This is a genomic window from Desulfosoma sp., from assembly GCA_037481875.1.
Taxonomy (GTDB): domain Bacteria; phylum Desulfobacterota; class Syntrophobacteria; order Syntrophobacterales; family DSM-9756; genus Desulfosoma.
The window spans coordinates 28,708-41,649 of the sequence record JBBFKY010000007.1 but is presented as its reverse complement, the minus strand read 5'-3'; the positions used below and the strand labels follow the sequence as shown (position 1 = coordinate 41,649).

Genomic DNA, 12,942 nt, shown 5'->3' with positions numbered 1-12,942 from the left:
CTTGCTGTAATCGAGGGTTTTCCGCCCGCACAAACGGTGAACCATAGGCTCGCACTCCCAGGGAATGGCTCACTTTTGGGCTTACAGGGGCGAGGAGCCGCCTCGTCCTAAAAGGGTGCAGCCGTGCCTTTTTCCTGGAGGTGTATGCGTTCCGTACGACCAAAGACAGAACCGAAGCCCCCGGCCTTAAGAAAACGCCGTGTGCCTAACTTTTCAAACGATCTGGTGATCTTGAGGAAACTTTTTCCTGAAGCCGACACCCTTGCAGGACGAAAGTTTCGCTCTTTCATGTCCAAAAATTCCCCGAAGAAAGCCTTCTGCGACAACGGAGTTCCAAAGTCCAGTAAACCAAGGCATCCAAAGTGTCAAAGATGTCCTGGGCAAGCCCGGAGTGGCTCATGCCGTGCCCGAAAAGGGTTTCCCGCAGATGATCCACCTTAGCGTTGACCGGCTGCAGTTTGCTTACCGGACCCTGTTGGCTTGCCGCCTTTTCCTGCAAGAGAAGCTTTCGAGCTTCTAGGCAAAACAAACGCGTGTCGTTCAAAAGGCTTTGAGCAAGTTCATCCCAGGGGTGTGAGGGTTCGACCTTCAGGGTGAGTCGAGCACACTGGGAGACCACGAAACGCAAACACACAAACAAGAAACCATATTCAAGCCCTCGAACCCCTCGCTGCCATTGAAGCAGCCATGGACGACGCCAGCGCCACAAAAGATGTCTCTCTCCAAAGGCGATGAGAGAGCGAGCCTCTTCCAAAGCTTCCTGCAGAGCACGGTAGGCGGAAACACTAGGAGGTTTCGGGATCGAATCTTGGGGGCATGCACCAGAACACTCGAGCTGGGTCTTCAAAGCCGAACTTCTCGCATCTCGAAGACAATGCAGTATGTTCAAAAAAAGGCGTCTTCCCCAGCCTTCGGGAGTTTCCAGGTGAGGGTAGGAAAGGACGGCGATTCCCTTGCCGACATGACAGCACAAAATGGCCGCCTGACCATTAAGCAGTTCGGGATTCAGGTTGATTCCGTAGCTTTTTTCCCAATCCTTCCAGGATCCACCGCAACGTGCCACATCCTTGACGCATAGATCCGCCACCCAAAAATCTTCTCCATAACCTCGGTAGCGGGCCACGGCTTCCACGCCAGGGCCCTCGTTCCAAGCAAACTGGGAAGGCCACCAGATGGAAACGGGAATCCTCTCTGGCAGACCTTTCCAGAAGGGATGTTCCAAACGACCCTCGATCCATACTTCACCGCTGGCGTTAGGTAGGCGTTGGGCGAGGGGTTTTCTCTGAATGGGCACAAGATTAAGGGACGAAGAGCCCGCAAGAGCAAGTCCCGCCCCTCCGCAAAACCCTACATAGGCTCCTCCTTCCATGACGAAAGCTCGAATCCGATCCAAACCTTCGACACCTAGAAGCCGCGCCTTATGAGATGCCCAGCCTCCGGGAACGAGAACAACCCCATAGTTCCCCAAAGTCTGGGAACGGATGTGAGCGGACGTCAAAAGGCGATAAGGCACATTCATGGCCTCAAGAGCTTCCACCAGCAGAAGCCCCCAAACCAGGGACTGGTCCCACAAAACGGCCACAGGGGGTCCGGTCCATGAAGCTTTTTCTTGGGCGCTGTCGGCGCGATCCATGTCGGGTGTCATGTTTGACCTCTTTGTTCACCATTTCCTTTCGAACAAAAAGACAAGTCCGAAAAATTCCCTGTTCGATGATAGACGCACGGGCTTCAAAAGCTTCAGTAAAGTTGCCTGTGGGATCAAGATTTTTTTGTCGTAAAAGGGCGTTTTCATCAAAGTGCGCGTAGCCGCTTGTCATAAGCTCAGGAAGGCGTTAGCTTGATGCTATCAGGACAGCAAACTTTTTTACAATGAGGAAAGGATGGGCATGAAGCCTTCGATGTCAGGGATGCGCCTGGACTTGGAAGTGGTCCCTAACAAAACTGAGCCGTCACGCTCTACCTTTGTCATCAACTGGATCGGGCAGGAAACATCCTCGAAGAGCCTTCTGCGTTGCGGCTCGTTGGAAGAGCTACACCAGGTGGTGCAGGGCCTGAGAGAAAACTTGGAAAACATGATGCGCCAAGCCGAAGAGGCCGTAGTCAAGATACGAGAACAACAGGAAAGGGATGAGGAGAAACGCATGAGTCCATCGGATATTTGGCGACAGATGGAACAAGCCCCGACGGAAGAGGCCATGTTTGCCTGTTTTAATGCGCTTTCGGAATCCAAGCGGCTTGAAGTAGCCGAATGGGTCCTCACCCATGTGAGTATGTTTAAAGGGCGAGGACCTGTATTTGCCGAACACTATAACATTGTGACCCACACGCTGGATGAATGAGGCCGCCAGGGCGCCGAAGCTGAAAGACAAAAAGACCCTTGGCCGTGCACCCTTTGTCGAGTCGCTCGGCGCCGACCCGGCTTCCCTGCCGCACCTAGTCAGAATAGACCCCGACACAGACCGCAATGCTTACCGCTGCTTCCTTCCGGACCTGACGGGGTTCACATCCGTCTGTTGCGAGGTGTCCGACCGGTGAAACAGTTCCGTTCGGATCACGCCGACCGATCCCTCGAAAGGGGATTCAGCCCCGCTAAGCGGATTTCGGGTACAGGGAACCGCTAGCTCCCCACCTAGCACGACCAAGGGCTAAACCCGTTTAAACCTAAAGACTTCCCGAGAATTCCCAACAGCCATTGCAACGAATGTTTTTACAACTTAGGGGCGTACCGCACCCCAACCCCACAAAACTGAAATCGAGTTTCTTGCCGGGAGCGCGGGGGTGCCACCCGTAAAAATCAGCAGACCAAAAGCTTGATCTCCCGACGCCAAATTCATTCTCGGTTAAGTTCCCACAAGGCCGTTTGAAGACGCTTGGTCGTTTCTCTTTATCAAGCGATCTTGCCATGCTCTCGGCCTTCGGTTTTGAGCCAACAATATTTCATACCAGAATCGACACCGAATGGCAACGTGCAACCAGGGGGACCCTTGGGGCTTCAAGAAAGTTTGCTTTTCCGTAGCATTTTCCTGGCGCAATGAGCCCAATTCTCCATGAAGGGGAAGTGCGTTGGGTGCCGGTGTGGTTTGTAAGGGCGGACCTGCGTGTCCGCCCCATGTGGGTGGCCCCCGAAGGATTTTACAGGGGGATGTTTTTTGGGGCGGACACATGGCTTCGCCCCTACACAAGGGATTGGCGTGTGCTGTGGTTAATTTGAATGCGGACATAGAGCATCGGTCCGCGGTTACAGGGGGTTTATGGCGGAATGCTGAATTGTTGGTTTGAATGGGGACACAAGGGGCCGCCCCCACAGGGGTTTCATGGCAGCTGGAATGTCGCGACAGTTGGATTGTCGGCCTCATCGAGGAGGACCGTCTGCGGTGCCAGATCGTGCAGGCGATGGTAGAGGTTCAGGGCATCGCCTGGGACGACATGGTGCCATCCCCCTAGATAGACCAATCGATGAGGCCGCAGCCTTTCCAAGGTGGCACGCACCGTTTTTTCCATCCATTGTTCCCTTTGGTGCCATCCCCATCCAAAAGAATCCCCATTCCATCGTCGATTCCGTAAAGCACGATTTCCATGCGCCAAGATCCATCGGGCTCGAGCATACTGTTCCGAAGCCGAGGGAGGGAGCGGCAAGCCTCCTTTGAGTAATCGCTCCAGGTTCGCCGAAGACAAGAGCTCGGGCCAGTCGGCCATAAATAGGCGGCTTGCGTCTACAGCGTCCACACAAAAAAAAGATGAGCCCGTTTCCCGAAACCTTTGCCGAGCCGCTCGAAATTCAAAGGGCAAAGCACATTGTCGAGGGATGGGTTTGATAAGAGGGGAGCGTAGAGCGGAGGCAAAGGGCATGTGGGTTGCTGCGGAAGCCTTTTTGAGGTTTTTCAAAAAAAGCTTTAAAAAAAATCTGCCGTGGTCCCGCCGAAGCCGCACAGCGAAAGGGCTCACTTCCACCAAGATCACATCGGGGTTAAGCTTTTTTAAAAGCGCACGGCAGCGACCAAAACCCTGTGGGTCTCGATGGCATGTCCCCACAAGAAAGACAGTTGGACCTGGCTTAGAATCACGGTTCATAAAGGTGCGGGCAGAGGCTTTGAGAGCACACCGTCCAAAGACAAGGCCAAAAGGGCTTTAAGCTCTGCAAAGGACGGCACATGAATATGAGCCGAAAGGGATGGATTCTTGTAGGCGGCAAAGATCACCCCGGTCCTTTGAGCCAAAAGAGCGTCCACTTGAGAGTCCCCGATGAAAAGGACATGGTCCGGAAGAGCCCGAAAGGCCGTAAGGATCTTTTCCATACTTTCCGGATGCGGCTTGGGATGGGTCACATCGGCGGCGGTCACTACCAGGTCAAAGGCCTTGTCCAGGTGAAAAGATGCCAAAAGGTCCAGCGTGGAAACCGTGCGGTTGGTGGCCATGGCTAGGAGGCATCGAGGTTTCAGGTACTGGAGCAGATCATCGAGCCCGGGTTCTTTTTTCAGATACCTATTGAACATGCGAAAATCCAAACTCTGACAAAAGGCCCAAGCCGCTTCCAGATCCGATCCGGACCCTAAAAGGTATTCCAGGGATTCCCGTGCAGAATGCATATGGATATAGTCAACTTGGTCGGGCCTCAGAGGCGGCCGCCCAAACCGTTCCATGACGAAGTTGTAAAACCGGATGTTTGCTTCTCGAGAGTCAAAAAGCACTCCATCACAATCAAAAACCACGGCGGAAGGCAGCCCTGCGGGAAACAAGGCCTCACGGGTCGTAAGCTTCTTCGTGTCCACGATATTCGGCGCAAAGGTCTGCATGGGGGACTCGATCATTTAAAAGTTTTTGATCTTCCAATACTTTACACATCATTCCTAATGCACTAGAGTCGCCTCTGTCAAGCAGGGTTGCCAGACAAAAGCGCACCTTTATGGAAGCGCCTTGGAAAGGTCGCATCAGATCTGAGGCTTTCAGGAAAGGACGGGTTCATGGAACATCGTTTCGATTTTCTTGTCATCGGAAGCGGGATTGCGGGTCTGACTTTCGCTCTGAAGGTGGCTCAAAAGGCCACGGTGGCCATCGTCACCAAGAAAGACAAGCTGGAGACCAGCACCAATTACGCTCAGGGAGGCATCGCTTCCGCTCTAGGTCCTGATGATTCCTTTCAGTTGCACATCGAAGATACGTTGAAGTCCGGAGACGGTTTGAGCAAGCCCGAGGTGGTGGAACTGGTGGTGCGGTCGGCTCCGGAACGTATTCAGGAACTGGCCTCCATGGGTGTGCCTTTTACACGTGGTCAAAGCCCCAACGGCCTCTTTGACTTGGGAAGGGAAGGGGGACACAGCCGAAACCGAATCGTTCATGCCGAAGACATGACCGGGCAGGCCATTGAACGGGTTCTGGTGGAGGCGGTGGAGTCGCACCCCAATGTGTCCATCTTTGAAAATCATCTGGCCCTGGATCTAATCATCGATCATCAAGCCATTCGAGCGGGATCCGTCACGGTGCAGCAGAAGCAGTGTTGTTGGGGGGCTTTCGTTCTGGATGCCATGAGCGGCGAGATTCATATATTTACGGCCCATGCCACCTTGCTGTGCACGGGGGGGGCGGGGAAGGTGTACCTCTACACGAGCAATCCCGATGTGGCCACGGGAGATGGTTTGGCCATGGCGTATCGGGCCGGAGCGGCTCTGGCGAACCTGGAATTCGTCCAATTTCATCCCACATGCCTGTATCATCCCCATGCGAAAAATTTTCTTATCTCGGAAGCCGTGCGCGGTGAAGGCGGGCGCCTCATCGATAAACGCGGCCGAGCCTTCATGGAAAAGTATCATCCGCTTAAAGATTTGGCTTTTCGAGATGTGGTGGCTCGAGCCATCGATACGGAAATGAAAAGGACCGGAGACGATTGCGTGTATCTGGACATCACGCATCGGGACGCCGACTTTCTGAAACAGAGGTTTCCCAACATTTACAAGAAATGCCTCAGCTTAGGCATCGATATCACCAAGGATCCCATTCCCGTGGTTCCGGCGGCGCACTACATGTGCGGAGGCATCGTCACGGATATTTGGGGCCGAACATCCATTGAAAATCTTTACGCCATCGGAGAATGCGCCTGCACGGGCTTGCACGGCGCCAACCGCCTTGCCAGCAATTCCCTGCTGGAAGCGGCCGTGTTTTCGCACCGTGCCGCTGTTCACTGCAGTGAAAACCTGCCTCGTTGGCAAAAAAGATCTTACCCTCATGTGCCTGAAGTGACCATCGAAACCTCTGCCGGAGACGGATCCCAAAGCGAAATGATTCTCATTTCACACAACTGGGATGTGATCCGCCGACTCATGTGGAATTACGTAGGCATTGTGCGTACCGATAAGAGGCTGCATCTGGCGGGTCTTCATATCGCGCAGGTGCGCATGGAAATCAAAGAACATCTCCCTCATATTCCTCTGCACCCCGACCTCGTGGAACTGCAAAACTTAGCCCTGGTGGCGGAACTCATCGTTCGTTGTGCCATCACGCGCAAGGAGAGCCGCGGTCTGCATTACAATGTCGATCATCCTCAAAAGGACGATCTGCGTTGGCGAAAGGATACGGTGCTTACCCGTTGGAAAGAACCCACCTTGCCGGCCATGAACCTGACACGCCTGGATCCAGACGTGCCGTGACAAGGGATGCTGGCGCACCATGGTCCTCCTTGACTGAGGTCGGCGTTTTTTCTGGGAACGTGGAGGTTTCGCCCGGATAAAGAGCGGCTCGGAAATCGATCCTCTTCGGGCAAAAGGCGCATTCTTGCACAGGCTTGGACAGCTTTCGATCAGTCATGCACGGGTGGCGAGAAGCCTTTCGGGGATGAATCACAGGTTCGGGAAAGGCCTCTCGGCCGTCCATTAACGGGATAAGCCGGCGATCTTAGGAGGAATTGCGGCCGCGGCGGCATCCAGCGTTTCCGTGTCCACCACAGCGCTGGAATGGTCTTCCAGAAGTTTACGTGGGTTGTGTTCCACTCTCATGGTCAGCATGCCGCCCATGAAACTGATCTCGTAGTTTCGATCCGACAGATCCACATGTTTCAAGGCTTCACGCATCTTACGGAATTGGCGCTGAGCCTTTTTGTAGATGTAGTAACAGGCTGTGGCTCCTACAGCCAGGCTGAAAAGAAAGACCCAGAGTGGAGTCGCCAAGACTTTGCCTAAAGTGATAATGACGGCCATGAGGCCGAAAACAAAGAGGACCTGCAAGCCGATGATCAGATAGAGATAGAAAATGCCCTGGTTGATATCAGGCTTTTTTTCCTCGGGTTCCTGCTTCTTTTTCTTGAAAAGCCGGCTGAAGAACATGGGCGGATCCTTTCCCGGAGTCCATTATCCGTCGGAGCGGGGTTCGGAGGGCGAAGCCGTCAGCAGTTCCATGGGTCTGTCGTCGCCCGTGCGATGGTATTCAAGCCGAAGTCTTTCAATTTCCACTTGATTTTTAAGAACCTGTTTCGACAGCTGATAGCGCAGATAGATGATCCAGATCAAGACACCGGCCAGGAATAAGGCACCTCCAAAAACCAGGATCTTGTATTCCTTGAGAAACGCCCAGGCCACTCGACCAAAATCACCGAGCAAATTGGGAACCATCCAGAACAGAACAACCCCCACCACCACCAAAACACCTACATGAAACACGGAAATTCCCCTGAAAAAGTCAAACAGGGACCCAAAACGTCCTTCCGTGGATCCTGTTTGGCTGGCAGCCGTAGGGGGTGATTCGGTCTCTCCATAGAGGAGGTTCAAAAAAGCCTTGATGGCAAAAGCGATGATCAAAATAAGCCCGATGGGAATCCCCACGGCGGCGGAGAGCCAAGCTCGAAACGGGAACGGCCGTTCCTCACTGTGCAGTTGCATGCGGTAACGATCCAGAGGCCCGAAGGTGCTTTCAAACACCATCTTTTCATAACTGGAAAGGGTGCTTCCCGTGGTCTCGTAAACTTTTTGCCCTTCCGTGTTGGTGATGATCAACCGTGTCCTTTGGCCCGCCTGGCTTGCTGCGGTTAGGTAAATGAGGGTCTCCAGAATGAGCAAGAACAGCACCGTCAAGGAAAGAACCAACTTCAGATGATGATGGCTTTCAAAGAAATCCAGAAGCCGGGGTTTCTCAGTACGCATGGAAGACAATCGCCTCAGCCTTCATAGAGTCATTTCGAACGCCGAAAGGTAACATTCGGGGCAAGCTGTGTCAAACCCAAAGGCCCGACCAAAAAAGCATCAGGGAGCGAGGCTTGCCAACGCCGTCCGCTCCCTGCTTGGTGTCCTTTCCGTTTCATGCTGTCGGAGTTACCTACACGCGGCAGTCCTCCACATCCACCCGTCCTGTTCGGCGATAGCCTCTTAGATCGGCTTTGAATTCTAGGGGTTTAACTCCTTTTCTCTTGGGAAAATGGGCAGGTACCGATACGACAAGGACACGATCACAGCCCCGTAGGCCAGCATGGCGATGCACGGAGCCCATTCGGCCCACGTGGGAATATAGACGGCCCACTGATCAAAAGGCATCACGGGAATGGCTAAGGCTTCCACGGTCATGGCAAAACGGTTGATGACAATGCCTGCACAGTTGAGGAAAAAGCCTAGAAAGAGCAGCCCGTTGGAATTTCGAGTCTGAGGCGTGAGCAATAGGATGATGGGTAGGACACCACACACCCCAAGTTCCGCAAAAAGGAGCCACATGCCATAGGGAGCTCGGTAGAAGTCGCTGAGCTTCAAGCCGAAACCAGGGGCCGTATCCAGAGCCCAATACAGCGTGTCCAGGCTCTTGAAGATGAGGTAGATCAAAAGCAGACTCCCTGTGATCTTGGCGATAAGTTCATAGACACTGCGATCTACCAGTGTCTTACGGCTCACCTTTTCTATGATACGGCAAATGATGGCCGTAAAAGCAGGTCCGCACGCCATGGCCGAGAGAGTGAACAGAAAGAAGGTCCAAGGCCAGATAAAAAAGCCGGTGCGGTACGCAAAAGGCCGACCGAACATCACACCGGGCACACCACCTAGAGATCCTTGATGGAAAAAGCTCAAAAAGGTGCCCGTCATGGCGAAGACGGCCATGATTTCATGCAGGTTATGTCCGAAAATGTGAAGGGGCTTGATAGCGTCCAGCTTGCGGTTTTCCAAAATGATGGGCACAAATTCGATGACAAGCACAATGGCGTAACAAGAAATGCAGAAGATGACTTCTGTAAGCATGGAATGCACATTGGCATGCCAATACCCGAACCAACCTCGCAACGGCTGCCCGATTTCCAACAAAAGCACCAACAAGGCGCCTGTGTAACAACAAAAGCCTACGATGACCGCCAAATTGATGATCTTATGGAGCTCCTTGAGCCGAGGAAAGAATCGAGACAGCCCGTAATACATAAAACCCGAAAAGAAGGCTCCCGCACCTAGGGCGATGATGCCGAGGTCGACCGTAATGTAGAGCCCAAACCCGAAGTAGTTGTTGAGACCGGTGACGTTTAAACCCTTGAAGAGCACGGTGTAACCGGCGTAGATGCCCCAGGCGATGACGGCCGACAAAAAGAGCATCCACAGGCCAAAGACCGGTAGAGGGCAACGCTTCACACCTTCCGGAATCAATGCCTTATCCATGACGGACTCCTGAAAAAAGTCTAAGGGGACTCAGGACATCACAGACCATTGTCCGACTGACGCCGTATCCACTGCGCGGAACTCAGGTAATAAACCTTGGGTTCCGTGTGGAGTTTTTCCAAAATACGAAAGGCTCGAGAATCCTTAGCCAGTTTGGCCACCTCACTGTTGGGATCCTTGAGATTGCCAAAGGTGATGGCACGAGCGGGGCACGCCTCCACACATGCCGGTGTGTAGAGGACCGTGTCGGGGTCTTCTCCGTTGAGTCGAGCTCGGTCTCGAGCCAGATTGAGGCGGTGGTGGCAGAAGGTACACTTTTCCACCACACCGCGCATGCGCGGGCTCACTTCAGGTGTGAGCATGGCTTCCATGGATTTGGGCCATGTAGGATCCCACCAATTAAAAGAACGGGCATGGTAAGGGCAGGCCACCATGCAATAACGACAGCCGATACAGCGCACGGCCACATGGTCCACAATGCCCGTGTGTTCATCACGAATGGTGGCGTTCACCGGGCACACAAAGGTGCACGGAGAATGGTGGGGTGAGTCACAGTGCATACAGGGCCGAGGCAGCATGGCCGCGCGATAGTCGGGGTAATCCGCCCCGTTTTCCAACCGATACAAGGTCATCCAGGACAAGGTGCGCAGCTTGTCGCTTTCATCGGGCCGAAAAGAAACATTGTTTTCCTGCTGGCATGCCACCGAACAGGCGCCACAACCCGTGCACTTGTCCAAATCGATGACCATGCCGTAACGGACCTTGCTTTCCGCATGCTCCGAATGTGCGCTTCCACTCATGGGTGACATCCTTTGTTAGGCTGACAACCATAGGCCGCCAAGACGTTCCCGCGGCCGATGCGTTGAATTCCCTAAGCCCGCCGCAGTTGGGCTCGAGTCGCCCAAATGGTGCCGAGCCCTGTCACAGGGTCCAGTTGGACCTCGATCAGGCTGTTGGCATTGAAACCTTTCTTTTGCACATAGGCATCATAGGCAGTGTGACCGAAACCCTGAGGCACCGCCACAACCCCAGGCCGAACACTGGTGGTGATTCGAACCCGCACCGAGGCTTGCCCTCGAGGGGTTTTCAGGACAGCTGCCGCCTTGTCGGCGAGTCCCAGCTTGCGGGCCGTTTCCGGGTGAATATCCACGAACACGTCTTGAGCGAGCAGGAGATCATCCGGAAGCAGCTTGTTCATAAACGGCGCGTTGGGAACATAGCCTTCGGAAACCATCAAGGAAGTGTACGCGGTCATCAGCAGCGGGTACTCGCTCTCATCGCCTGAAGGTTTTAGAGGATGAAACCGCGGCATGAAGAGATCGTCGGCCGCCGTAGCGGACACACTGGCCATGAGTCCCTGACAGGCCAATTCATAACGTTGTGAAGGTGTGGAAAAGCTTTGAGGTGCCGGCGCCGTATCCACCCAGCAGGCTCCGGCTTTGAGCTTATTCCAAAGATCCGTGGCGTCTTTGAAATTGGGCGATAAGCCACGATCCCCGGATACCCTGGCGGGATCGAAGCTAGCCCGCGCCGCCACAAGCCCTGATCCGGCTTCTGCGATGGCCGTAACCCTTTTCTTCAGCACCTCTTCATAGGTTTTCCACGGTAGACTTTCCGCCACACTGCCTTGCAGGGCCGCCGCCAAAGAAAGCACCACATCCCCGGTGGATTTGGTGTCGTGTTGAGGCTTCAAAATAGGAGAAGCCACTGCGTAATAGCTGAAAGGGACCCCTGGAAGACCGACCACATCGTCCAGCCGCTCCAGAGCGTTGTGGTTGGGGAGCACCAGATCGGCCCACTGGGTGGTTTCATCCATGTAAGATGAAAAGGAAACGACCATGCCGACCTTTTGGAAAGCCTGGGTCACCAGGGCTGTTTCCTGAAGCGTGTAAACCGGATTGGCTTCGTGGATGAACAAAAGCTCAACAGGATATTCCGATCCGGACGCCACGGCTTCCAGGAACGGCATGACCGTATTGACGGGGACTCGGGTTCGAGGAGCCGTGGTAGGACGTCCTAATGGCGCCCGGCCAAGACCTCGGTAGGCTTCCGCATCCAGGATAGGTTCGGGAAAGACCTGCCACGGGTCGTGGGGCACCAAAGCCAAGGTTCCGGCAGGAGAAAGATTGCCCAAAAGGGCATTGAGGGCGAGGAAAGCCAGATCGTGGTAGAGATTGTTGGGTTTGTCCCCCTTGTCTTGACCCCAGACCACGAGAGAATATTTTTGCTGAGACAACTGCCTGGCCAGTTCCTGAATGGTTTGGGGAGCCACTCCAGTGATCTTGGACACCTCGTCCAGGCCGTACTTGGCCAGCACCACGCTCTTAAAGCCTTGACGTTGCGCTCCCGTAAGGTCCACCCAATCTTCAAAACCGAAGACCTTGTCGGCGACAAAGGCGGCATCGTAGAGTTTTTCACGCACAAGAACATGGGCGATGCCCAAGGCCAAAGCGGCCTCAGTGCCAGGCTGGCAGGCGATCCAACGGTTGGCCTTGGATGCCGTGAGACTCGCTCGTGACTCCACATGAACCCACATGGTTTTAGGCACTCCAGGCTTTGCCTCCTGCCACTGCCCAAAAACCTGATGAAGATACACGGGACTCCCCCAACCTTCCAGCAAGGGAGCTCCGAAGGAAAGGACAAAGGTAGCTTTCTGCCAATGAAATCCCACATCCGCGTCCATTCCCGTGGTCAGCGCCACGGCCAAACGCCCGCTGTCTGAGGCATCAGGCATGGTATAAAAATTGGGGGATCCATAGGCTGTTAGAAATTGTCGCCATAGAGAGGCCATGGTGGAACGCTTCTGACCGCTCAAGCATGCCACGGTGTGGGATTTTCCTTCAGAACGCAGCCGGGTGAGTTGAGAGGCCACTTCTTTGAGGGCTTGATCCCAGGAAATTTCACGAAAACCATTGACGTCACCGCGTGACCCCATTTGTTTCAAAGGCTTGGCAATTCGATACGGGGCGTAAAGATACTGCAGGCTGGACGCTCCCAACGGACAAACGCCTCCCCCGGTCAAGGCGTGCGCCGCGTTTCCCGTCACAGCCACGGCTCGGCGCCCATTAACAAGACGCGCCGTGATGCCGCACCCTCCCGGGCACATTTGGCAGATGCTATGCACGCGCGAAATCTCCCCCCGCTCGGGCGACGGCCGCCATGACCAGTTCTGGGTCCAGATGGCGGAATCGTCGGCCAACTTCCATGGAATGGGGGTGAGCAGCGTGCCCCCGATGGCTCCGCCCACAAACTGTAAAAATGCTCTTCGCCCAAGACTCATTCCAAATCCCTCGCGTTCATTCGGTTAGGGACCTCACGGGTCTAAACCAAACCT

General features: G+C 54.4%; 10 protein-coding genes and 1 other RNA gene. 2 read left to right on the top strand and 9 right to left on the bottom strand.

The features are described from left to right. Nucleotides 1-286 precede the first annotated feature (286 nt). Nucleotides 287-1,645 (bottom strand): hypothetical protein, encoded by a 1,359-nt coding sequence (locus tag WHS46_10410; protein ID MEJ5349082.1) that lies wholly within the window; start codon nucleotides 1,643-1,645, stop codon nucleotides 287-289. Between the two features lie 241 nt (nucleotides 1,646-1,886). Here WHS46_10410 and WHS46_10405 point away from each other — a divergent pair, with 241 nt between their 5' ends. Continuing rightward, a complete protein-coding gene (locus tag WHS46_10405) occupies nucleotides 1,887-2,339 on the top strand; it encodes a hypothetical protein (GenBank protein MEJ5349081.1) in 453 nt (150 codons plus the stop codon). 42 nt (nucleotides 2,340-2,381) lie between these two features. On the opposite strand, the gene ffs is transcribed toward WHS46_10405, so the two are convergent. From ffs to WHS46_10390, 3 genes are all read right to left on the bottom strand, one after another. After that, nucleotides 2,382-2,638, bottom strand: an RNA gene (ffs, locus tag WHS46_10400) — signal recognition particle sRNA large type. Nucleotides 2,639-3,312: 674 nt separating this feature from the next. Continuing rightward, the gene (locus WHS46_10395) at nucleotides 3,313-4,071 is read right to left on the bottom strand and encodes a hypothetical protein (protein ID MEJ5349080.1); all 759 of its coding nucleotides are present in this window, start codon (nucleotides 4,069-4,071) and stop codon (nucleotides 3,313-3,315) included. Continuing rightward, complete coding sequence (locus tag WHS46_10390; protein ID MEJ5349079.1) at nucleotides 4,068-4,793, bottom strand: HAD family hydrolase; 726 nt, start codon at nucleotides 4,791-4,793, stop codon at nucleotides 4,068-4,070. Before WHS46_10390 ends, WHS46_10395 begins: the two co-directional genes overlap by 4 nt. A 168-nt stretch (nucleotides 4,794-4,961) precedes the next feature. On the opposite strand from WHS46_10390, the gene nadB reads away from it, so the two are divergent. Next, complete coding sequence (nadB, locus tag WHS46_10385) at nucleotides 4,962-6,641, top strand: L-aspartate oxidase (protein ID MEJ5349078.1); 1,680 nt, start codon at nucleotides 4,962-4,964, stop codon at nucleotides 6,639-6,641. Between the two features lie 222 nt (nucleotides 6,642-6,863). On the opposite strand, the gene WHS46_10380 is transcribed toward nadB, so the two are convergent. From WHS46_10380 to WHS46_10360, 5 genes are all read right to left on the bottom strand, one after another. Beyond that, complete coding sequence (locus tag WHS46_10380) at nucleotides 6,864-7,313, bottom strand: hypothetical protein (GenBank protein MEJ5349077.1); 450 nt, start codon at nucleotides 7,311-7,313, stop codon at nucleotides 6,864-6,866. Between the two features lie 24 nt (nucleotides 7,314-7,337). Continuing rightward, a complete protein-coding gene (locus tag WHS46_10375; GenBank protein ID MEJ5349076.1) occupies nucleotides 7,338-8,126 on the bottom strand; it encodes a hypothetical protein in 789 nt (262 codons plus the stop codon). Between the two features lie 240 nt (nucleotides 8,127-8,366). Then, nucleotides 8,367-9,608: a menaquinone reductase integral membrane subunit QrcD gene (gene qrcD, locus WHS46_10370; GenBank protein ID MEJ5349075.1), complete on the bottom strand. Its 1,242-nt coding sequence runs from the start codon at nucleotides 9,606-9,608 to the stop codon at nucleotides 8,367-8,369. A 38-nt stretch (nucleotides 9,609-9,646) separates the two neighbouring features. After that, a complete protein-coding gene (gene qrcC, locus WHS46_10365; protein MEJ5349074.1) occupies nucleotides 9,647-10,408 on the bottom strand; it encodes a menaquinone reductase iron-sulfur cluster-binding subunit QrcC in 762 nt (253 codons plus the stop codon). Nucleotides 10,409-10,479: 71 nt separating this feature from the next. Continuing rightward, nucleotides 10,480-12,888 (bottom strand): molybdopterin-dependent oxidoreductase, encoded by a 2,409-nt coding sequence (locus tag WHS46_10360; protein MEJ5349073.1) that lies wholly within the window; start codon nucleotides 12,886-12,888, stop codon nucleotides 10,480-10,482. Between the last annotated feature and the right edge of the window lie 54 nt (nucleotides 12,889-12,942).

What these genes read in the sequence shown, in the direction of transcription:
- WHS46_10410 (MEJ5349082.1), bottom strand. Translation starts at nt 1,645, where the DNA reads ATGACACCCGACATGGATCGCGCCGACAGCGCCCAAGAAAAAGCTTCA.
- WHS46_10405 (MEJ5349081.1), top strand. Translation starts at nt 1,887, where the DNA reads ATGAAGCCTTCGATGTCAGGGATGCGCCTGGACTTGGAAGTGGTCCCT.
- WHS46_10395 (MEJ5349080.1), bottom strand. Translation starts at nt 4,071, where the DNA reads ATGAACCGTGATTCTAAGCCAGGTCCAACTGTCTTTCTTGTGGGGACA.
- WHS46_10390 (MEJ5349079.1), bottom strand. Translation starts at nt 4,793, where the DNA reads ATGCAGACCTTTGCGCCGAATATCGTGGACACGAAGAAGCTTACGACC.
- nadB (MEJ5349078.1), top strand. Translation starts at nt 4,962, where the DNA reads ATGGAACATCGTTTCGATTTTCTTGTCATCGGAAGCGGGATTGCGGGT.
- WHS46_10380 (MEJ5349077.1), bottom strand. Translation starts at nt 7,313, where the DNA reads ATGTTCTTCAGCCGGCTTTTCAAGAAAAAGAAGCAGGAACCCGAGGAA.
- WHS46_10375 (MEJ5349076.1), bottom strand. Translation starts at nt 8,126, where the DNA reads ATGCGTACTGAGAAACCCCGGCTTCTGGATTTCTTTGAAAGCCATCAT.
- qrcD (MEJ5349075.1), bottom strand. Translation starts at nt 9,608, where the DNA reads ATGGATAAGGCATTGATTCCGGAAGGTGTGAAGCGTTGCCCTCTACCG.
- qrcC (MEJ5349074.1), bottom strand. Translation starts at nt 10,408, where the DNA reads ATGAGTGGAAGCGCACATTCGGAGCATGCGGAAAGCAAGGTCCGTTAC.
- WHS46_10360 (MEJ5349073.1), bottom strand. Translation starts at nt 12,888, where the DNA reads ATGAGTCTTGGGCGAAGAGCATTTTTACAGTTTGTGGGCGGAGCCATC.